General features: G+C 34.2%; 18 protein-coding genes. 9 read left to right on the top strand and 9 right to left on the bottom strand.

The window, feature by feature from the left end; translation table 11 throughout:
* Positions 1-852 (top strand): T9SS type A sorting domain-containing protein (locus Q0543_RS05770; RefSeq protein WP_299250299.1); only part of this gene is annotated, 852 nt, incomplete at its 5' end.
* A gap of 476 nt (positions 853-1,328) precedes the next feature.
* Here Q0543_RS05770 and Q0543_RS05775 read toward each other — a convergent pair.
* Positions 1,329-1,664, bottom strand: a complete 336-nt coding sequence (locus Q0543_RS05775) for a translation initiation factor (RefSeq protein ID WP_299250300.1) — start codon at positions 1,662-1,664, stop codon at positions 1,329-1,331.
* A 247-nt stretch (positions 1,665-1,911) separates the two neighbouring features.
* Positions 1,912-4,680 (bottom strand): phosphoenolpyruvate carboxylase, encoded by a 2,769-nt coding sequence (locus tag Q0543_RS05780; protein ID WP_299250302.1) that lies wholly within the window; start codon positions 4,678-4,680, stop codon positions 1,912-1,914.
* Between the two features lie 265 nt (positions 4,681-4,945).
* Between Q0543_RS05780 and Q0543_RS05785 the strand changes: the two genes are divergently transcribed.
* From Q0543_RS05785 to Q0543_RS05805, 5 genes are all read left to right on the top strand, one after another.
* Positions 4,946-5,575 (top strand): hypothetical protein, encoded by a 630-nt coding sequence (locus Q0543_RS05785; RefSeq protein WP_299250304.1) that lies wholly within the window; start codon positions 4,946-4,948, stop codon positions 5,573-5,575.
* The gene (locus tag Q0543_RS05790) at positions 5,562-6,029 is read left to right on the top strand and encodes an META domain-containing protein (RefSeq protein ID WP_299250306.1); all 468 of its coding nucleotides are present in this window, start codon (positions 5,562-5,564) and stop codon (positions 6,027-6,029) included. The genes Q0543_RS05785 and Q0543_RS05790 overlap by 14 nt, the downstream gene beginning before the upstream one ends.
* The gene (locus Q0543_RS05795) at positions 5,998-6,240 is read left to right on the top strand and encodes a hypothetical protein (RefSeq protein ID WP_299250308.1); all 243 of its coding nucleotides are present in this window, start codon (positions 5,998-6,000) and stop codon (positions 6,238-6,240) included. Before Q0543_RS05790 ends, Q0543_RS05795 begins: the two co-directional genes overlap by 32 nt.
* 100 nt (positions 6,241-6,340) lie before the next feature.
* Positions 6,341-8,827 (top strand): PIG-L family deacetylase, encoded by a 2,487-nt coding sequence (locus Q0543_RS05800; protein ID WP_299250310.1) that lies wholly within the window; start codon positions 6,341-6,343, stop codon positions 8,825-8,827.
* Positions 8,828-8,947: 120 nt separating this feature from the next.
* A complete protein-coding gene (locus Q0543_RS05805) occupies positions 8,948-10,648 on the top strand; it encodes a sodium:solute symporter (RefSeq protein ID WP_299250312.1) in 1,701 nt (566 codons plus the stop codon).
* 114 nt (positions 10,649-10,762) lie between these two features.
* Here Q0543_RS05805 and Q0543_RS05810 read toward each other — a convergent pair whose 3' ends face one another.
* A complete protein-coding gene (locus Q0543_RS05810; protein ID WP_299250314.1) occupies positions 10,763-12,085 on the bottom strand; it encodes a hypothetical protein in 1,323 nt (440 codons plus the stop codon).
* Between the two features lie 316 nt (positions 12,086-12,401).
* Between Q0543_RS05810 and Q0543_RS05815 the strand changes: the two genes are divergently transcribed.
* Positions 12,402-13,376, top strand: coding sequence for a c-type cytochrome (locus tag Q0543_RS05815; RefSeq protein ID WP_299250316.1), 975 nt, complete (start codon positions 12,402-12,404; stop codon positions 13,374-13,376).
* 243 nt (positions 13,377-13,619) lie between these two features.
* On the opposite strand, the gene Q0543_RS05820 is transcribed toward Q0543_RS05815, so the two are convergent.
* The 6 genes from Q0543_RS05820 to Q0543_RS05845 form a co-directional block, all read right to left on the bottom strand.
* Entirely contained in the window at positions 13,620-14,510 is an 891-nt protein-coding gene (locus tag Q0543_RS05820; RefSeq protein ID WP_299250318.1) for a DUF2911 domain-containing protein, read from the bottom strand.
* Positions 14,511-14,802: 292 nt separating this feature from the next.
* Complete coding sequence (locus Q0543_RS05825; RefSeq protein WP_299250320.1) at positions 14,803-15,804, bottom strand: LLM class flavin-dependent oxidoreductase; 1,002 nt, start codon at positions 15,802-15,804, stop codon at positions 14,803-14,805.
* 242 nt (positions 15,805-16,046) lie between these two features.
* On the bottom strand, positions 16,047-16,733 hold the full coding sequence (locus Q0543_RS05830) for a hypothetical protein (protein WP_299250322.1): 687 nt from the start codon (positions 16,731-16,733) through the stop codon (positions 16,047-16,049).
* A 131-nt stretch (positions 16,734-16,864) separates the two neighbouring features.
* Positions 16,865-17,659: a LuxR C-terminal-related transcriptional regulator gene (locus Q0543_RS05835; protein ID WP_299250324.1), complete on the bottom strand. Its 795-nt coding sequence runs from the start codon at positions 17,657-17,659 to the stop codon at positions 16,865-16,867.
* A 312-nt stretch (positions 17,660-17,971) separates the two neighbouring features.
* Complete coding sequence (locus tag Q0543_RS05840) at positions 17,972-18,118, bottom strand: hypothetical protein (protein WP_299250326.1); 147 nt, start codon at positions 18,116-18,118, stop codon at positions 17,972-17,974.
* A gap of 29 nt (positions 18,119-18,147) precedes the next feature.
* Positions 18,148-18,492, bottom strand: a complete 345-nt coding sequence (locus Q0543_RS05845; RefSeq protein ID WP_299250328.1) for a hypothetical protein — start codon at positions 18,490-18,492, stop codon at positions 18,148-18,150.
* A 441-nt stretch (positions 18,493-18,933) separates the two neighbouring features.
* Between Q0543_RS05845 and Q0543_RS05850 the strand changes: the two genes are divergently transcribed.
* A complete protein-coding gene (locus Q0543_RS05850; protein ID WP_299250331.1) occupies positions 18,934-19,377 on the top strand; it encodes a hypothetical protein in 444 nt (147 codons plus the stop codon).
* Positions 19,378-19,768: 391 nt separating this feature from the next.
* Entirely contained in the window at positions 19,769-22,645 is a 2,877-nt protein-coding gene (locus Q0543_RS05855; protein WP_299250333.1) for a PAS domain-containing protein, read from the top strand.
* The last annotated feature ends 104 nt before the right edge of the window (positions 22,646-22,749 follow it).

Below are 22,749 nucleotides of genomic sequence, written 5' to 3' on the forward strand. Positions count from 1 at the left end.
GCAAAAGCAACAGATAACTCTGGCGCAGCAACTACTTCTGCAGCAGTATCAATAAGTATTACAAATCCTACGAATCCTGGTAATGTTGGTGACTGTGTTACAGAAGCTGTTCCAAATGCATCTCAATGGGTTGTTAGAAATAATTGGGCAGATCAAGGTAATGGTTCTTCTGTAGCAGCTTCGACAGGAGCAATCAATATCAAACACCGTCAATGGGGTAATCCAGAACTTTGGGCAATCGAAACAGGTAAGTCTATCAATGTAGTAAGCGGTCAAAGCTATACGGTATCTTTTGATTTCAAAAATGATGCACAAAGCCCAGCAACAGGAATTACTCTTGGTTTTGCTACAGGTGAAGTGTGGGACGGAGCAATTTTAGCACAACCTGCTACAACAGTAAGCTCTGGTTTCCCAGCATCGTATACCACTAAGTCGGTAACATTTACTTCAACAACTACTGGGGCAATTTACTTGGCATATAAGTTCACATTTAATGGACAGCCAAACAGTGCAGTTAATATGTTTATTAAAAACATCTCTGTATGCCCAACAACAGCAAACTCAAATTCCTCAAGCCCTGCTATTACTCCACCTACAAATGTAACATTGGTTAATGGAGTACAAATGGGTGCAAATCCGTTCTTCGATCAAACAACTATTTTAATCCCTTATCCATCTGATGTAGTACTGAGCATTAGAATGGTAGACATGAATGGGATAACAGTATGGCAATCTAATACGTGGCAAACAAACCAAACAATTTATCTTGGTTCTGGCTTACCAATTGGAACATATATTGTAACAACGCAGTATGATGGAAATACAAACACGTTCAGATTATTGAAACAATAACAGTAATAAACGTACATAACAAAAAAAGGGAGCATGTGCTCCCTTTTTTTGTTATGTACGTTTGAATGAATAACTGTATCTTATTTGAGAGGTTAACGTTTTATACGCATTACAATTATGTTGTAGTCCAACTTAAAATTAGATTGCTACATAACTCTATCCCTTGGGTAGTGCTTAGTGGCGTCGAGTAAACTAATACTAGCGAAAAAACTTTCAACAGAAAAACAAATATCCAATTGCCAAACCTATCATTAGGTAGGAAATTGTTAAATATTTTGCTATTCGAGGATAGCCAAGTCTTTTAGGAATAAAATAGAATAAAAGTCCAATTCCAAATGGCACTACCACAAATAGGATTATAATAAGGCCTATTAATAATAATGTACTCATTCGTCAAATTTAGTCATTGAGGTAGTCGTTCATTCAAATATTCACAGTTCAAGCATTACTAAAATCAGCCATAGCAATCCAGCGCACTACTTCACTTTATATTTCAATTCAGTCAATAAGGCAATGATGCGAACTTTAAAATCTCCTTGAATCAATATTTCGCCATCTTTAGCAGAACCACCTACACCTAGTTTATTTTTCAGCTTTTTACCTAATTCTTCTAAATCTACCGTAGTGCCAATAAAACCGCTCACTACGGTTACTGTTTTGCCAGCACGTCTTTTACTATCCAAAACAACTTTCAGCTTTTGATTCTCAGCTGCTAGTGTATCTGCTTCCGCTTCTCCTTCATACGAATAATTAAATTCTTCACTAGTTGAGTAAACAACACCTGTCCTGCCTTTATGTTCCTTCTTTGCCATTTCAATTCTTATCAAATTTGTTGCGATTTTTCACTATTTTAGTAACAAACGTTTGAACCAATACCCATGAGATATCCACTCTTTTTTTTAACAGCAGTGAGTATTGCACTAATTATTTCTTGCACTACAGAGCATAGATGTAATACCTATTCTAATTCAGCTGTTAAATCCCATAATCGGCAGCATTGATCTCTTATAAAAAAGTCAAAAAAAAACCCGCTGCTTGCGGGATTTTTTTTTGATGGTATCAACCTGTGTTTCGTAACGCTCCTGCAATTGCATTTACTGTGAGAAGAAGTTCCGTTAATATTTTATTTGCTTTTTCAGATTGAGGTTGTGCATTCACCTTTCTCCATTTTCTGAGCAATTCAATTTGATCATAGTGCAAATCATTCAATGCTTCTGCACGCAATACATTCGAATAGTGATGGAATGATCTTCGCACTTCAAACGGATTGTCAAATAATAAGGCCAACATTTTTTTGGTTCTATTATATTCTTTAACAATCATGTCTAATATCTCTGTTCGAATAACTTCGTCTTCTACTAAGGTTGCATAGCTTCTGAATATTTTTTCATCCGTTGCAGCCAAGCTCGTATCTACATTGGTAAAGATATAACGAATGATGGTATCACTCGCAGCCATTTTCTTCAAGTATTCAAACTCTTCAGGATTTTCTTTCATGAACATTTCCAAAGCATTACCAACCCCATACCAACTTGTGATATTGAAGCGTGATTGTGCCCAGCTAAACACCCAAGGTATAGCTCTTAAATCTGCCAACGTTCTTTTACCTGATCTTCGTGCGGGTCTAGATCCAATTTTACTTTGTTCAATAACATCAATAGGAGTTGCCTGACCAAAGAAAATAATGAAGTCTTTATTGTTAATTAAATCTGTATAATATTCCTGACTTTTAGCAGCTAAGAATTCCAGATATTTATCAAAACGATTTTTCTTATGCTTTGTATACTTATGCAGTATAGAATATCCAGCAGTACCTGCTTCTAACAATTCCAAGTTGAAAGCCGCATTAATTTTGTTTGCATATTTCTGCGATATCGTTTCCCCTTGTTCGGTCAAGCGCATATCGCCTTGAATAGAATTGTGTGGTAAGGTTTTAATAAACCATTGCGTAGGACCAGCACCACGGCTAATTGAACCACCTTTACCATGAAAGAAACGAATACGTGCACCGTATTTTTTACCAACATCAACGAGTTTCAATTGGGTATTGGATAAATTCGATTGACTTGCAAGAATACCGCCGTCTTTATTACTATCGCTATATCCAATCATTACTTGTTGCACACGATCTTTTTCGTTGCGATCCAAACGATGATAATCCAAACTATTTTTAGTAATTGGATGCTCTAAAAACTTACTTAATATTTGAGGGCTTCCTTGTAAATCTTCTATTGTTTCAAACAATGGAACAACAGGCAGTTTACAAACAATACCTTTATCTGTCTTGATTAATAAACCTGCCTCTCTTGCTAATAAATAAACCAATAACAAATCCGATGTAGAGCGTGTCATGCTCACAATTAATGAACCAAGTGCACTCGTTCCATAATTCTCAACGTGGTCTGCTACTACACGTAAACAAGACGTTACAGCTTCTGCCTCGGGTCCTAATTTCGTTTTTGGATAAGAGAATGGTCTTAAGGAAAGCAATTCTTTATTAATAAACTTCAATCGTTCTTCTTCATTCAAAGTTAAGAAACGATCTCCATCCATAGAAGCCGCATTCATCAATTGAGAAATTGCGTTATCATGAAACTTACTATTTTGACGAATATCTAAATGCGCCAAATGGAAACCAAACGTCTGTACCAAACGTGCCATATCACGCACATCATGGTAGGCAATCGTTTTTGCGCCAAACGAAATTAACGCATCTCGTAAAATAATAAGATCTTCTAATAATTTATTAGACTCTCTATAACTGTATGGTTTTTCATTTAATCTCAATCCATCTCCTTTGTTTTCTTCTAAAGGAAGTTTCATGATTAATAATTCAATATAAAATCTAAAAATTTCTCTGTTATTCGATTCTAATTCCAACAAGTGTTGGCTATTTGTTTCCTCTAACAACTCATTAATCCTTTTTTGTAAAGGCTTAATTGTTTCTTTATATAAGCAGGTAAAGCTCAAATTTTTCTCAAGCTTTTCTAATTGTCTGTGCATTAAAATAAATGCATTCAAACGAAACAGCTCAAGTGTCTCTTTAGTAACTTCACTCGTAACAAGTGGGTGTCCATCACGATCACCACCTACCCAGTTTCCAAAAGAAACCTTTGGAAGTTTTGTATAGGAGATTATTAATTCAGGATCAAAACCCATTTGTTCCCACGCCATTCCTAACCTACGATCAAGAATAGAAACAACTTCAGGGAAAACGGTTGTTAAATAATGTAAAACGTTAGAGCGTTCAGAACTTAAATCAGGTTTTTCAAGATAGATTTCGCCTGTTCTCCACAAGCGGTCTAGCACCAATTTAATCTCTCTTTTAATTTCGTTTTTTTCTAATACGGTATAGGTTGAATCTTCCCAACGTAAAAATAACAAATACAATTGTCTGTGATGCTCAAGTACTATGGTACGTTTCGCTTCCGTAGGGTGAGCCGTTAGTACGGGTTCAATGCGAACATTACAAAGCTCTGCGGCAATTTGCTCCGGAGTAATCTTCTTTTGTTTCAGCATCAATAAATTCTTACCCCAAAGTCCGTTAACACTCGATAATGACTTATCGCTTTCATGCTGACGACGTAATTTCACGGCTCCATTTTCTTCAACCATGTTCAATAGTTGAAAAGCAATGGAATACACTTGAATATGCTTTTCAGTAATGGAATCGTGTACTGCTTTACCTTTTTTATTAATCCAAGGTATATAGCGAGCAGTTTCCTCCTCCCCATTTTCAACCAAAACTTCCTTGAAACAATTTAAAAGGAATTCCAAATTGTGATATGTCTTACCTAGCTTATCCTGCGTTACCGTTAATGCGCTCATTTGGTAGTAATTAATTAGTAAATCTTCGACTTAAACAAAAAAAATCTTTGCTCCCACGTGTCATTTCCCTACAAGATAAAATATTTAAATTGAAAATATTGAAATTGTTCAAAATAAAATCGTTTAAATCTGTTCTTTTAACTTAATTCTTGGAATCAGCCTAATTCAAAGACTATTACCTTACAATTTCTTCTGTTTCCCGAATTTATTGTAATTTTGATTCACCCCCTATTATTAATAAAACGAACGCATTCACATTCTCACTATGAAACCATTCTTAATCATATGTATCGGCTTATTGTCCTTTACAAGTATTGCTGCCAAACCTGCTTTACCTCCCAAAGACAGCACAGGAAAAGACTATTGTTATTATTTCGATGTGCCTTTTAACAGTCCCAAGTCATGGGATAGTACATTATTCTTTACAAAAAGATTTTTAGATAGCTTCTATGTAAATAGATATGAAATCGTTGCAATCGATTCAGTAGGCAAATCAATGAAGATTCGAATTACTAATAAATTAAAAAGTCATGGAATGTTGAAGAATACGCACAAGCCTATTTATAGTGATTGTTCCATGACATTTGATTATATTATTTATTATACTGAAACTGGACTTCGTTGTAAAGTAAAACGATTGGTACATTATTATACCTACACGGAAGAATCTACCTACATGGGAAAAACAACAGGTAGCAGCAGATCTATGCGTACAGAATCTAAACGTGTCGAAATACCTATGATTCAGACAGACTTACAAGCATATACAAAAAACGTATTGATTGAAGTAAATAAAGACATTTCAAATAGCATTCAAACATTTCAATCCTATAAATGGATATACAACAAACCAATTAAAAAAGGCAAAAAATCAATTGAAGATGACGACTATTAAATCAGTATTCATAACATTCATAGCATTCATCGTATGTTGTATTGCGTTTATTTCTTTCACCCAAAAGGAACCCAATACACTACACGATACGATTGTAGGTAAATGGGCTTTAGTAGAATACTTCCCCAAAAAAATAGACACCTTTTCGCACAAAGAACTTATTGAAATTGTAATAGAAAAAGACGGTATGACTACTGGCTTTATGGGCTGCAATATGTTTAGAACTACGTGTAGAATTTACCAAGACAGTATTCAATTTGGAACTATTTTGCAATCCAGAAAGTTCTGCAACAAAACATTCATGGATATGGAAGACAAACTAAAAAAAACGCTTTCAAGATCTAGCAATTACACCATACAAGGTAAAACATTGATATTATTTGAAAGCAAAAAGAAACTTGCTTCTTTTAAAAAAGTAGATTATGTTCACGAACCCGAGAGACCCGGACAATAAAATAATCAATGCTAAAATTACAGAATGGGTTTTAGAAACGGAGTCCATCCCAAGAGATGCTCGCGTACAAACGAGACAAGTAACGTGTAATGATCCAGGATGCAATCATACTGATACCTACATAACAATCGAAGCTTCTAGTGATTTTAAAAAAGAACTTATCGTTCGCAAGCCACTTGTATATATCCGAAAGTGGGATATTGTACTTTAGTCTATTTTTAAACCGGATTGGTCTACTAAACTAGGTATACAAATCTATTATATATATCTTAAAATTTATATTCCCCAATTATTACTTATTACCTTAATTTATGAAAAGAATTTGTTCCTTTCTCCTGCTTCAATTTACATACACACTATCCTTATTTGCTCAAACACCCCTTGCTAACTCAGCAGATATCATTCAAAAACTAGAGAAATTAAATACCCTTGGTTCTGTATTATATATTGCGGCACATCCGGATGATGAAAATACGCGACTACTTCCCTATTTGACCTATGGAAGAAAATATCGCACAGGTTATTTATCCTTAACGCGTGGAGACGGCGGACAAAATTTAATTGGTAAAGAGCAAGGTGAATCTCTTGGATTAATTCGCACACAAGAATTATTAGCGGCAAGGGGAATAGATGGTGCAGAACAATTCTTTACACGTGCCAACGATTTTGGTTTTTCAAAAAATCCCGAAGAGACATTCCAATTTTGGAATAGAGATAGTATCCTTGCAGATGTTGTATGGGTTATCCGTACATTCAAACCCGACGTAATTATTACACGATTCCCAACAACGGGCGAAGGGGGACATGGCCATCATACGGCATCTGCACTATTAGCAGTTGAAGCGTTTAAAGCTGCTGCAGACCCAACACATTTTCCAGAACAATTAAAATACACAACCGTGTGGCAAGCACAACATATTTTTTGGAATACTTTTCGCTTTGGAAGCATCAACACAACATCTGAAGATCAAATTAAAATAGATATTGGTGGCTATAATCCCTTATTAGGAAAATCATATGGAGAACTGGCTTCAGAAAACAGATCCATGCATAAAAGTCAAGGGTTTGGAACAGCAAAAACGCGTGGAGAAAACATCGAGTATTTCAAACAATTAGATAGTAATAAAGTCACGAAGGATATTTTTGAGAATATTAATACCACATGGAATCGATTTAACAACACACAATCCGAAACAAAAAGCATCGATGCCATACTTGCTGCATTCAATCCAATGCATCCAGAATCAAGCTTAGCCGATCTTGTAAAACTGCATAAGAACATCGAACAAATTTCAGAAGAAAATAAAACCATTGCACTTTGGAAACACGCAAAATTAAAAGAGCTAGAGTCTATTATTCTTGATTGTTCCGGACTTTGGGTAGAAGCTTACGCAGCAGATTACATAATCATCCCAGGAAACATCCTTCAAACAAGTATTCAAATTATCAATCGAAATAATTCTTCTGTAACATTACGTAGTATCAATTTTATTGAAAGCGATACCACTTTGTCCTTGAATTTAAAACCGAATCAATTATATACCTTCACCCATTCTGAAAAAATTTCAGAGAAAACACCTCATTCAAATCCATATTGGCTGAATGCACCACATACAAGTGGATTGTACACCGTAACAAATCAACTACTGATTGGTAAAGCGCAAAACGATGCTGCGGAATCTGTAGTATTTGAAATAGAAATAAATGGAACCGCATTGAAAATTAGCAGACCGATTGTATACAAATATACCGACCCCGTAAAGGGCGAATTATATAGACCACTTGAAGTGCTTCCTAAAATAACCATCAATACGGTTGAGCATGTGTATGCATTTGTTGACACCAAACCTAAACCCATACAATTTATCATCAAAGCCAACGAGCCTAATATTCAAGGAACATTACAATGGACCTTGCCTAAAGGCTGGACAGCAACATGTGCACAACCATCGTTCAAACTAACAGAAAAAGGAGAAGAAATAATCGTAACTGTACTGGTACAAGCATCTGCTACATGCATCAATGGAAAAATTGAAGCTACCGTTAAAATGGATTCGGACGTGTATACAAAAGGCATCACACGTATTGAATACGATCACATACCCTATCAATACATTTTAAAAAATGCTGAAGCGAACGTAACGTTTATTCCGTTAAAAACAGCAGGTAAAAATATTGGATATATTCCAGGTGCGGGAGATGATGTGGCTGCCTGTTTGAAACAAATCGGATATACTGTAACAATATTAACGGATGACATACTAGACAAAGGCAGCTTGAGCCAGTATGATGCTATTGTAACAGGCATTAGAGCCTACAACACGAACGATAGATTACAAGTCTATTACAATACTCTTATGAAATATGTTGAACAAGGAGGAAACTTAATTGTTCAATACAATACAAACAACCGGATTGGACCTGTACTATCAAAAATGGGACCGTATCCATTTACGATTTCAAGAGATCGTGTTACAAATGAATTGGCAGAAGTACGAATCTTAGATACGAAAAATTCTGTATTTACATATCCCAACAAAATTGACTCAACCGATTTTAAAGGGTGGATACAAGAACGTGGAATTTATTTTGCAACCGATGTTGATACACATTACCAATCTCTTTTATCGATAAATGATCCCGCAGAAAATCCACATGAAGGCAGCTTGATAGTTGCAAAATATGGCAAAGGGAATTTTGTGTATACAGGATTGGTATTCTTTAGAGAATTGCCCGCAGGTATACCAGGCGCTTACAGATTGTTTGTAAATATAGTAAGCATTCCAAAAAATAAATAACATGGAAGAAAAAGAAGACATGCCACCTTTTTTAGGAACGTGGAATCGCGTATATGCTTTTATACTTGGATGGCTTCTATTTACAATGGTGCTATTTTACATCTTTACAAATTATTATAAATGAGTTTTATTGACTGGGCTGTATTAGCAATTACCATCATAAGCATCGTAGTATATGGTTTATGGAAAAGTAGAGGCGCAAAAAATATAGAAGGTTATTTATTAGCAGATAAAGAGCTTCCTTGGTACCAAGTAGGCTTATCTGTTATGGCTACACAGGCGAGCGCTATTACATTCATTTCATTACCCGGTCAAGCGTATAGCGACGGAATGGGATTCGTTCAAATGTATTTTGGACTACCCCTTGCTACGATTATTTTATGTAAAACATTTATACCAATTTTTAGAAACCTAAATGTATACACCGCTTACGAATATTTAGAAAATAGATTTGACAGTAAAACACGTTCCTTTACGGCATTTTTATTTCTAGTGCAAAGGGGAATATCTACCGGAATCACCATTTATGCACCATCTATTATATTATCTACCATTCTTGACATACACATCACCTATACAACGCTCTTTACAGGCGGACTCGTAATTAGTTATATTGTATATGGCGGAACAAAAGCGGTAGCTTATACGCAAATGTTTCAAATGGCTATTATTTTTTCAGGCTTATTTATAGCGGCATTTATGGTTGTGCATTTACTTCCCGAAGAAATGGGTTTGGTAGAGACCTTACATTTAGCAGGCAAAATGGACAAACTCAATGCAATCAATTTAAGTTTCAATATTAACGATCCGTACAACGTTTGGTCTGGTTTGATTGGAGGCTTCTTTTTACAATTATCGTATTTAGGAACCGATCAATCGCAAGTTGGCAGATACCTGACGGGCAAGTCCATTAAAGAAAGTAGATTGGGCTTGGTGATGAATAGCTTAATTAAAATCCCCATGCAGTTTTCAATATTACTGATTGGGATATTGGTTTTCGTATTTTATCAATTCAATACACCTCCCCTATTTTTTAATAAAACAGAAGTTGCACGGATAGAAACAAGTATTCATGCACAAGAATATCATACACTCGAAGCAGCGCATAAAAATTTGTACGAAGTTAAAAAAAATCAAGCCCAAACATTGGTACAAGCAATTAAGAATCATGAAGCAACAGCATACATAGATCAGGCACAGCAAGAGCTTCACAAGACTGTAATTGCTGAAAAGAAATTAAAGAAAGAAGCGACCGATTTAATGACTCAGAATGATTCGCTCGCAGATACCAACGATACCAATTATGTATTTTTAACTTTTGTTACAACTTACTTACCTGTAGGATTGGTAGGTCTCTTAATCGCTATTATTTTATTAGCATCCATGGGCTCAACTGCAAGTGGTATCAATTCATTGGCTTCTACAAGTATTGTAGATTTCTATAAACGCTTTGTGAATAAAACCGCAAATCCACAAACGTATTTAAATGCATCTCGCTGGGCAACGGCTGCTTGGGGTGTATTTTGCGTTGTAGTAGCCTTATATGCAGGACAGCTAGGAAACTTAATTGAAGCAGTTAATAAACTCGGATCTTTATTTTATGGAAATATCTTAGGAATATTTTTAGTAGCCTTTTATCTAAAACAAGTGAAAGGTTCCGCTGTGTTTTATGCTGCAATTGTTACAGAGATTTTCATCATTGCCATTTGGTGGAACGATCTTATGGCATACTTGTGGTTGAATGCAATTGGTTGCATGTTGGTAATGCTTATTTCACTGATGATGCAATACATTCAGAATACGTTTAGTAAGGTACGATAAGAACGAATGAAGGCTTGCCTTCGCTTAAAGCGAAGGCAAGCCTTCAAGACTGAATATAAAAAGCTATTCGTATAAGATTGAAATCTAAGTTATCCTTTAAAAGAGACCCATTTTTTAAAACGAAATTTGATATTGCAATACAAGCATTCCTTTACGTGCACTTGAATTTAATTTTGTTTCTCCTGCTTGTAATGTTGCTTCATACACACTACGATTTTGATAAGAAAGAGAAATCTTAGGACCAAATGTACCTGTTATGTAATAATTAAATCCTGCTTCAAACATTGACATGGGCGACTTCAATCCATCAAGCACGGCCACTTCAGAAGCGACAAATACTTGTGTTCTACCTTTATCTTTTCCATCCTCCGTTACTTTTTTGTTAAATAAATATCCTGCTTGGGCATAAAAAATATTCCCCGTACCAATTCCTATAAAACCAGTACCAGAACCAACAGATGCAGGATTTGGTGTAGCAATCATACGCGTATAATTTTTACCATAGTTGCAATAATTATATGCAGCATAAAGTGTTAACGCATTCCCTTTATCACTTAAAGGCGCATCGTAAAAAACATCTAAGCCAAACACCGTCATATCTTGCTTGATGGTATCTTTTGCAACATTCTCTGATATATGCCACATGGCATTTGCACCATACATAAAACCAGCTGCAATATTAAAGACTTTTTTTGTACCCAAATACGTACCTCTATTATACGGTTGTTCAATAGATTCTTTATCTAAAAAGTGATAAGTAAGCATTCCCAAAACTTGTGGTTTGGGCGTTAAGGTAGATATACTAGATGTTGTATTTATACTACTTGTATTTTGCTTATAGGGATTTGTAACAACAGCACGATAATTAAACTTACCGATCATACCTTTTGCATACACACTTAAATTTCTATTCCCAAAAGTAGAAGAAACATTATTTTGCTGGTAAATGGGAGCATCTAAAGTTAGTTGTGTTGTAGAACTCTGCGCAGAATAACGTGTAGTACCAGCACCGTAACCGCAAAGTCCACCACCAACTTGAAACTTCTTATTAAAATGATATTCTCCCAATACATCTAAAATAGAAAAGGGTGCGTTTGAAGGACCTGAATTTTGTGTGAAATTAATATTGTTTTGTCCCAATTGAATGTGGAAATATACTTTTTCGGTAAGCATCCCCATTGCTTGTATTCTTAATCTTCGTATAACAACATCAAAATTATTTTGTGTGGTATTGCTTCCTACTTTACTTCCAGGATTCAAATTTGAATAACGTCCCCATAATTGGGCATTGATTCCAAATTTAATATAGCGCGAACCATCTTCAGATAAGTGAATCGAGTATGGGTGTATTTTGTTTGGTGTCTTAACAATTTGTGCCTTAACACTAATTTGCAATAAAATTAATAACGAAAGGCTAAGTAATAAGTTCTTTAACATTTTGTATTAGTTGATGATTATGTAATAACAAATGTATTGTTATGATTTAACTGGTATGTTATCCCAATGTTATGTTAATGTTAAGTCGACTTTTCTATAAAATTACGCGGGGTGAAATTGTGTTAAGTGGGAATAAAAATAGAATTTAACTAGTTCATTATCAATAATATTAAAAAAAGAGCATTGATTTATTTTCAACTAAAAATCAATAGATTTGAAAGTGTAACAAGAATTAAAACTAGAGCATATAAAAGCATTTTATACTTTTTATATTTCAAATAGTTCCGTAACCCATATTTTTAACAAAATTAAAACCATGAAAAAATTCATCCGAATCACACTATACGTGTCAGTAATACTTATATTAATTATTGCAGGGGCATTAACTTATATCAAAACAGTCTTACCAAATGTTGGCCCTGCGCCAGAAATTACAATTGTTTCTACTCCTGTCTTAGTTGAACGAGGTCGTTATCTTGCCAATTCTGTTTCAGCCTGCATGGATTGCCACTCAACGCGAGATTGGACAAAGTTTACTGGTCCGGCAGATTCAACAACTTGGGGAAAAGGAGGCGAAATATTCGATCGTAATTTTGGGTTTCCAGGTACGTATTACGCAAAAAACATTACGCCTGCGGGAGTGGGCAATTGGACAGACGGTGAATTGTATCGTGCTATAACTTCTGGAGTAAGCAAAGATGGTTCTGCATTGCTTCCTGTTATGCCACACCCAAGCTATGGTAAAATGGACACACAAGATATCTATGCAATCATTGCCTATTTAAGAACCCTACCTTCTATAAAAAATGAGATCCCTAAATCTGAATCAGATTTCCCAATGAATTTCATTATCAATACCATTCCGGCAAAAGCAAACCCTCAACCTATACCGAATACTACAGATAAAGTTGCCTATGGTAAATATTTACTGAATGCTGCTTCTTGTGGTGACTGCCATACCAAACAAGAAAAAGGAAAAGCAATTCCAGGTATGGACTATGCAGGTGGTTTTGAATTCCCAATGACGGGTGGCATGCTTCATTCTTCTAATATTACATCAGACAAAGAAACAGGTATTGGTGATTGGAGTGAAGAAGCGTTTATAAACCGTTTCAAAATGTATGCAGACAGTACTTATGTTCCAGCAAAAGTAAGTACAGCAGATTTCAATACCATTATGCCTTGGATGATGTATGCAACAATGAAACGTGAAGATTTAGCAGCGATTTATGTGTATTTACAAACAACTACTCCGGTTAAAAATGAGGTAGTTAAATTTACAAAGAAATAGTTTTTTAAAAAGTGGTCAGTGAAAAAGTGTACAGTGGTCAGTGAAGTTTTACGTTTGAAGTTATGACCCTCGAAACAAAACAATTCTAGCGTATCATTTCACAGTCTCTGAAATCAATAAAATACAATTATATAAATTGTATTTTATTAAAATAACTTAATCGTTATTAAAACAAAAAGGCGTTCAATGAACGCCTTTTTGTTTTAATAACGATTAAAATGAATTCTTCGAAGCTCGAATAAATTATTTCTTAGACTTCGTCTTTGTTTTTGTATCTGTGTTCGGCATTGCCTTTGCGTCAGCAATTAATTGATTGGCCATTTTTACATAGTCATCATTTTTTGCTTCTGTAGCCATAGCTACTGTTTTTTCTCCACTTGCAATAGCAGCTTTTGAATCGTTTAATTTTAATTCAATACGTGCTTTCATCATTACAACCCAAAATGCTTTTGGATTTTGTTCAACCGCTTTGTTGATCCAAACCAATGCTTGATTTAAATCTTTACCATTTTCATAATAATATGTTGCAGCTTGAAAATATGGACGAGAATCTACAGCCATAGTTGATTCGATCGTTTTCATAACTTTAGAATCAATTTCTGTCGTAATTTTTACAGGCACAGAAGTTTTTTCCCAAATGAATTCTAATGTTGCAGTTGTTGCAGTAACATCCGCTACATCAATAGTGAATGTTTCAACTGCATTAGATAACATCATTGGTTTTACCATTACACGAATCACTTCGTTTTCAGCTTTAAAATTAGATGTGTTACCACCCATTGTTAAATCGCTGTACAAAATAACTTCCCATGAATCTTTATTTGGGATTGTGTAGATAGCATAGCTACCTGCTTTTACTGCTTTACCTTCAACTTGTACATCGTCTGAAAAGGTAATTTTAGTTGCTGCATTTGCACCCGTTCTCCACATTTTACCGAAAGGAACAACATCGCCAAATATCGCTCTTCCTTTAGCAGAAGGACGAGAATAATCTATTGTGATATCACCTAAGCCAAATGCTTGTTTAATAGATTGGGAAGTACTTGGTGCAGGAGTTTTTAATGTTTGCGCTTGAGATGTAAGCGTAGCTAGTGATAATGCGATTGCACTAGCAATTACTGTAAACTTGTTCATTGTGGTACTGTGTGTTTTATGAATAATAGATAAGTTACCATTTTTAATACGAATAAAAAAGCTTTTACTTTTTATAAAATCGGCATTAAATGAAAAAATATAACAAGCAAGAATGCAATTTGTTCACTGCTCATTATATTTTTAATAATTAAAAGTATAATGAGCAGTTATTCTCATGAATCCCATAAATAACAAGCCTTATGCAACAAGATAAAACAACACGTTGATAGAAAAATCAAACAAAACGTATTCGGATGAATCCATCGAAAATGCTGCTTTTAAAACAAATAGACTACAATTCAAATGCTTCTGCAATTAATTCAAAAGAACGTCTCCGATCCTCAACATTACCTGCCATTGTAGAAATAATTATTTCATCCACATCAAATGCATCGGCAAGATCGATTAATTGTTTTTTTACATGTTCTTTGGTGCCAGAAATGATGCGGCCGCTATTGTATTTGATGCGTTGCAGTTCTTCCTGCGTAAAAACATATTTTTGAATCTGCTCAAAAGTAGCAAAATCTTGAAAGTTCCCTTTTTCAAATTGCATGAATACATAATCCATAAACTTCCGCATTTCTCTCGCCTTCCCTTCAGTATCTGCACACAATACAAAAATAGAAAGCATTGCTTTGGGAGATGGGAAATATTCAGAAGGTTTGAAGTTTTCTTTATAGGTATCAATCACTTCGCGTGTGACAAAACCATTTATAAATTTTGCTACAACTAAGCCCAATCCAAATTTAGCAGCGATCAAACTGCTACCACCACTAGAACTTAATATCCATTGATCGGGAACACTATTCGATTGTGGTACGGCTAGAATTCTTCTGTTATCTCGGGTATATGCGGTATCTGAAAAGAAGTTTTGAAGATGATCCAATTGTCGCAGATAACTTTCTTCTGCAAAATCATTAGAAGGATTTAATAAGGAAGATGTTAAACGATCAGTTCCTGGTGCTCTACCCATCCCTAAATCAATACGGCCAGGAAAAAGTGTCTCCAACATTCTGAAATTTTCTGCAACTTTCAATGCGCTGTGATTGGGCAACATAATACCTCCAGAACCAATGCGAATGGACTTTGTTTCTGAAGCTAATTTTACCATTAAAATCTCAGGTGCAGAACCAGCAATAAAAGTAGAGTTATGATGTTCTGAAACCCAAAAGCGAGAATATCCTAATGCATCTGCAAGAATTGCTGTCGAAATGGTCTCATCAATAGCCTCTTTAGCAGTTGAGCCCGTATGAACAACCGATTGATCTAATATCCCTAATTTTATTTTTTTCATAAAGCCTTCTATCAAAACTAATAAGGCTGAATAAGGCAATAAAGTTCCATTAGCACATTATTAAACATTAACTGTCATGTAAAAAATAATATGAAAGTTAATGTGAAATGTATGAATCTCATTAAATGAATCACTTATGCATCCTATTAATTGTAATAGCTCATTACACCAGAAAAAAATGTAGAATGCTGATAAATGAACTTGTGTTCATTTATCAGCATTCATTTTCCGAAATATATTCTTTATTTCAATACCTTATTCATATCAATCTTTTGAACCATTTTACTCGATAAAGTAGAACAAAGAACTTCTATATCGTGAATGGTATTCAAAATCATTTCGTCTTTATTATTGAATGCATACGTTGCGGCAACCTTAGAGGTAAGCGACAACATTTCGCTGCAATAAATTAAATATCTATTTACTTCTGCTTTCGTAAATTCTCGTTTGGGAGAATTTTTTGTTTTTTCTGCTAAAATATGCGTGGGGTCTTTGGTAAGTTGGTGCAAGTCTATAATGTGCGCAATGGTTCGTAATTCTTGCAAGGCTATTAAAATTTTCTTTTGTTTCAGGATATCTTCATACTTATATAAAAAATAAAATGCGAAACCAATGGTAATGGTTTCATTTAAAAATGCTTCACTTACTGTGATAAAATTCCCTACCCGAAACAATGATTCGTCAAACTTCAGCATCAATAAGGTATACACAATAGAGGTTGAAGCGATGATAATTAAAAGTATTAAAGCAATTCGAATAAGTATATAAGGTTTTGCTAATTTCAAATTTGCGCCTTTACTTTTTATCGCTAATTCTTTTAACTCCAAACACACCTGCAGCAGGTCTGCTTGAGGAAATCGATCTTCAATGCGTAAACTTAATGTTTGAATAACATCTGTTATTTTATCAATATTTAAATGCTTATACATATATGTCCTTAACCCATTTATCTATTCAAAGATTGTTAAAAAAAACGAATATGTAGCTATCTAAAACATCCGTGAACGGTAATTAGAATAAACAAATGAAAAATAACCAATCGTCAATAAAATTATTTGAATCACTTTTTTTGTTTCATAGCAAAAATAGTAAGATCTGCTGTCCCCTTACAGAAGGTTTTTTTCAAAATATTTTTACGGTGGGTATTTACAGTATGTTGACTGATACAAAGTCTATCTGCAATTTGTGCACTTGTCATACCCATGCTAATCAAACTTAAAACCTGGCACTCTCTAGCGGATAACACGGTATCTGTAATTTCAGGCAAATACCGATCTTCATAAAGAATTGTGGTAAGGTTTTCATTATTGGTATAGGACACAACAAAATCGATCGTATCATCCTTCTTATGTTGTTGAATATTATTTAAATTCTTGAGTATCAAACGAGGTCTTTGTAATTCATCTGTAGAAATAACTTTGATAGAATGTTCATACCAATGCGTACTTCCATCTTTGTGGGTTAGCTGGGTTTGGTAGGTAACGTGTATGTCTTTATAATCTACTTTTGTACAATATTCTTCAAAATACTGAAACATACGAGGGAAAATTTGTTGTGTCATAACATACCCATGTGCTGCAGGGAAAGCTAATAGTGCTCGCGCTAAACCACCCTCTAAAAATTCAATTTTATCAAAGCCCAAAATTTCGGGACCATTTACATACACATAGGTATTCTTCGATAAATCAATAACCATAACTGTTCCGGGTATATTATCGAGCACACGAGAAAGAATATTCATCCCCATATCTTGTGGTTTATAAGATTTAGCGGTAGCATATTCTTTGTATTTATTTAAAAAATCATTCGCATCATTCGCACTCAAAACAAATTTCTCTTCAATAGACTTCTTCATACTTCACGGTTCGTTTCTTCAATGTATTTATTTGAGATCATAAAGACTATTTTCGTCTCAAATAAATACATTCGCATGATCAAAAAAAACAAGCGATTGATAATTAATTGTCTTAAAGAAGCATATAAACAAGGTATGTGACATTAAAATCAAAACTTGGAACAAATCATTCCAACATTCTAATTGTACGTATCAATTTTCTTTGCTCATAGATATTAAGTTCATAGACTAACAATTTGGATCAAATAAAAAAGCTGTCAAAAACCAATGTGTTTTTGACAGCTTTTAGCTGGTTGAAAGATTTTATCAATGTTACATTTGAGCCGCTTTAAAACGTACAACTCTTAATCCAATACCCATATCAGAAGCAGTATGTATTACAACCTCTTTTTCTTTTTGAGTAACGGGCTTTTGAATGGCACCTGTAAGTTCTTTTAGTTTTTTTGTAATTCTTTTCATAGCAGTATAATTAAAAGGTTAATTAAAAATTATTTATCAGTATGTACTTTCTTTTGAATATTTTCTACCTCAACAATAAAGTTGCTAATATTAATATCTCCTTGTGATCCATATGCATCTATCAGCAATCCTTTTTCCCCACTTATAGCTTCTATTGCATATAAAATTGAATTGTCTTCTGGGTTTGATTCGCCTTCAAAACGATAAAAGCTAGAAACACAAACTTCATTTGGTGAATAAACTCTATCCGATGCAAATGATTTTAATCCACTTTCATCAACTTGAAATGTTGTATTAAATCCTTCTTTCTCTAACAAGGTTGTTAAAGCAGAAAGCGTTTTCATTTCAGTACCAATGCTATTATTAACTTCCATATTCGTACTTATTTATTTTTGTTCAACATAACAATTGTCTTTGATTGATGCATGCAAGTTATGGTTTTATAATCCACCAGTATTTACATGAAAAATTTATTTTGTTACACATTTCACATAATAACATAATACACTATTTTACAATACATTAAATATAACCCAGAAGCCAAAACCATCCATTTATAGATTTAAATAGGTATTAAATTTTAAAACTAAATAGCTCATATCTGATGTCATATAAGTTACACAATTAAACCATTTTTTCAAAGGATATTAGCCTTTAAAACCAACTATTCTACACAAACCAGATGTAAATGGATATTATACATAGAAATTGATAGTTACGCTCATTCATCTTTGGTTTTTTTGTAACATTCATCGAAAAACATGTAATACAATAAAATGAAAATAATAGAACTTTGAGTTATAAATTAAAAGCTTATGAAAAACGTATTCATATTATTTCTTACAATTGTTTTGGTAGGCCAATCTTTTGCACAGCACGATACGCTTAAAAACCCAACTGTACCTAAAGAAATAACAAGTTCTTTTAACAAAGCACACCCCAATGCTAAATTGGTCAATTGGTCGCGTACAAATGGCACATACATAGCAACGTTTAAAGAAGGAACCTCAACGTTGTGGACTACATACGACAATACAGGTTTATTACTAGAAAATAAGTGGAAAGTAACTTCTGCTGAACTTCCAGAAATGATTCGTGATTCTATACCAGAAAGCAAAGCGAATCCTGCCCAAATAATATATAAAAGAACAGATGCAAAAGGATTTGTGAGTTATGAAATAAATTCTCCCAATAAAAAGGTGATTTACAATTCTTTTGGAGAACATGTAAGCACTACAGAAATGATTAAAAGAAAGTAATGCTTTAACAATTTTGTTTATTTTCAATTACAACAGCTGCTGATATTTTGGTGGCTGTTGTTGTTTAGAGTATGATAAAAAATCAAATACACCACACATGTATTTATATAAATTAAAAACGCATTCTGTAAAATGTAATTTTACCATAACAATTAAACTATTAAAATATACAGCAAATATTTATCTTTGGAATAGCATAATTTTAGTATAGTTTAATTTGGATTAGTAATTTTTAAGAAGGGTAAAAAGGACTTTATACTTCATCCTTATTCTTAAAAAGGCAATTCTATATATATAACTACTCCAAACTATACGTGAAATAAAGTCCCCGTTCAAACATATTAGGGCAAAAAATTATATTAAACACGTTTCACGTTTAAAAAAATACAATTTGGAATCATTAGGTACAAAACACAGCGACACCTTCTTGCAAGGAGGCGGAGAAACTGGAGAATTGATACGCAATTTTGATTGGTATTCAACCCCAATAGGAATTCCTTCATCTTGGCCTACAGCGCTCAAGTTTGCTGTACATGCAATGCTACATACCAGTGTGCCAACACATATTAGCTGGGGTACCGATTACATTCAACTATACAATGATGCTGCTATATCTACTTTTGATAAAGGAAGACATCCCGCTGCCTTAGGTAGTTCAGTAAAAAGCAGACCACAGATATGGAAAATCCTAGATCCGGTATTTGCTTCAATTATGGCGGGCGGTAAAGAGCAGCAACGAGACTTGCTAATGAAAATTGAAACAAATGGTTTGATAGAAGAACGGTATGTAGATATTTTTTACGCGCCCATTTGTAACGACGATTGGACCATAGGTGGCGTGCAAACAGTTATTTTCGATACGACAGATAAAATCCATTCTTTTAGACAAACCAAGGAAGACGAATTAAAACTACGTTCGATTATAGAAGTAGCAACAATTGCGATTTGTTTTTTTACAGGCAAGGATATGATCATTGAGATTGCAAATACATCTATGATAAAAATTTGGGCTAAAGGCCCAGAAGTTATTGGAAAACCGTTAAAAAAAGCATTGCCAGAATTAGAAGATCAGCCTTTTTCCAACTTATTAAAAGAAGTGTACAACACAGGAAAAACCTTTGAAGCAAAGGCCTCTCCTGCGCACATCATAATTGATGGCGTACTTACCACCTCTTATTTTGATTATAGTTATGTTGCTATTCGCAATTCAAATGGTGAAGTATATGGCATCTTAAATATGGCTACAGATGTAACATCCCAAGTACTTGCATTACAGGAATTACATGATAATAAAAGTCAGCTTGACTTTACAATAGAAGCAACCCAATTAGGAATTTGGAATCTAAACCCCATTACCAACACATTTACAGGCAACAATCGATTAAAGGATTGGTTTGGCTTAGAAGATGATGAAAAAATTAGCCTTAAAGCAGCTACAGATGCCATCGCAGATAAAGATAGACATGCTGTTGAAAATGCAATTTCCAATGCACTTCAACCAGCTTCTGGCGGAAAGTATGACATTGAGTACTCAATAATTAACCCATTAACTAAAAAAGAACTAATTGTTCATGCTAAAGGTAAAGCTCTATTTAATGAAAATGGAAGAGCCTATCAGTTAAGTGGCACGTTGCAAGATGTAACAGAAGACGCTCACTTAAAAAAGCAGTTGGCATTGGACGTTATCGAACAAAAAATAGCACACGATAAATTAGAAGAAAGTGAATTTTTTTCACGATCTGTTATCAACCATTCACCTGTTGCAAAAATTGTTTATATCGGCAAAGAGATGCATATAAAAATTGCCAATGAAAATATGTTGGAACTCATTGGTAGAGACAATTCCATTTTAGGAAAAACATTTGATGAAGTATTACCCGAGTTAAGAAACACTCCTATTTTAGAAAGAATGCAAACAACATTCCGAACAGGAGAAACCTATATACAGCCAGAAGAAAAACTTTTATTCCTCCGATTCGGAAAAGAATATGTTGGATATTATACTTACACATGTAAAGCGCTTAGAAGTATATCTGGAGAAATTTATGGCACCATTGTTACAGCCACAGAAATCACCAAACTAGTTACAGCCAGACAAGACATTGAAGTAAAAGAAAAAGAACTTCGGGAACTTATTACCTCCGCACCTATTGGTATCTGTGTTGTAAGCGGAAATCCTGCTCGAGTAGAAGAGGTAAACGATCGGTTTATATTAATTTCAGGTAAAACACGTGCACAATTTACAGATGCCTTGTATTGGGAAGTACTACCTGAAATTGCAGCTCAATTCCAAGAAAAAATGAATGAGGTTTTTGCAACGGGTAAAAAATTTGCCAGCGAAGAAAATGAATTGCATTTAATTCGAGGAGGTGTAAAAGAAAAAGTTTTTACCACGTTCGAATATCTCCCTGTACTTAATTCAGAAAACAAGGTTACAAAAGTTATTATACTCAGCATTGAAGTAACACATCAAGTAGAAACACGAAAAGAGATTGAGCAAGCAGTAATTGAACGAACGAAAGAACTTGCTGAATTAAATCACAGCCTTATAAGATCCAATAACGAACTGGAACAATTTGCCCACATCGCTTCGCATGATTTACAAGAACCAATAAGAAAAATTAGCTTATTTACGCAAATGCTGGAACAAAATATTCCAGAAATGAATGATAAGGCTAAGAAATATTTTGATAAAATCAATACCTCTACTGAACGCATGACCAAGTTGATTCGGGATGTATTGGCCTTTTCAGAAGTAACACAAAGTACTGCTGATTTTGTTCACGTAGATTTGGCACAAACGGTACAGCATGTAGGATCCGATTACGAGTTGATAATTGATTCTAAAGACGCAAAAATTATCATACAAAACCTACCCATCATTCATGCAATACCTGCACAAATGATGCAACTTTTTAGCAACTTAATGTCGAATGCCCTAAAGTATGCGCGAGCGGATGTGAAACCTATTATTCAAATTACATGTACTGCTGCCCAAAAAGATATTTTTGAAAAACATCCCCAACTGAATACAAAAAAAGAATACCATTTAATTGAATTTAGTGATAATGGCATCGGTTTTAAAGAAGATGATATTGACCGCATCTTTAAAATATTTCAACGACTACACAGTAAAGCAGATTACGAAGGCACAGGCATTGGCTTATCTATTTGTAGAAAAATCATTCAAAACCACAGTGGACATATCTCTGCGAGTACAGGTAAAAATGGAGGAGCCGTATTTCACATTTTACTTCCGAAGAATTAAGTGGGCGATTCCGTTTAATGAAAATTAAATGAGTTGAAAAAATAGTATTCAGAATGAAACACAAATAAAAAAAATAGATTCTCGGATTCTTTTATTTTACAAAG

Source organism: uncultured Cytophaga sp. (genome assembly GCF_937863595.1).
Lineage (GTDB): Bacteria > Bacteroidota > Bacteroidia > Cytophagales > Cytophagaceae > Cytophaga.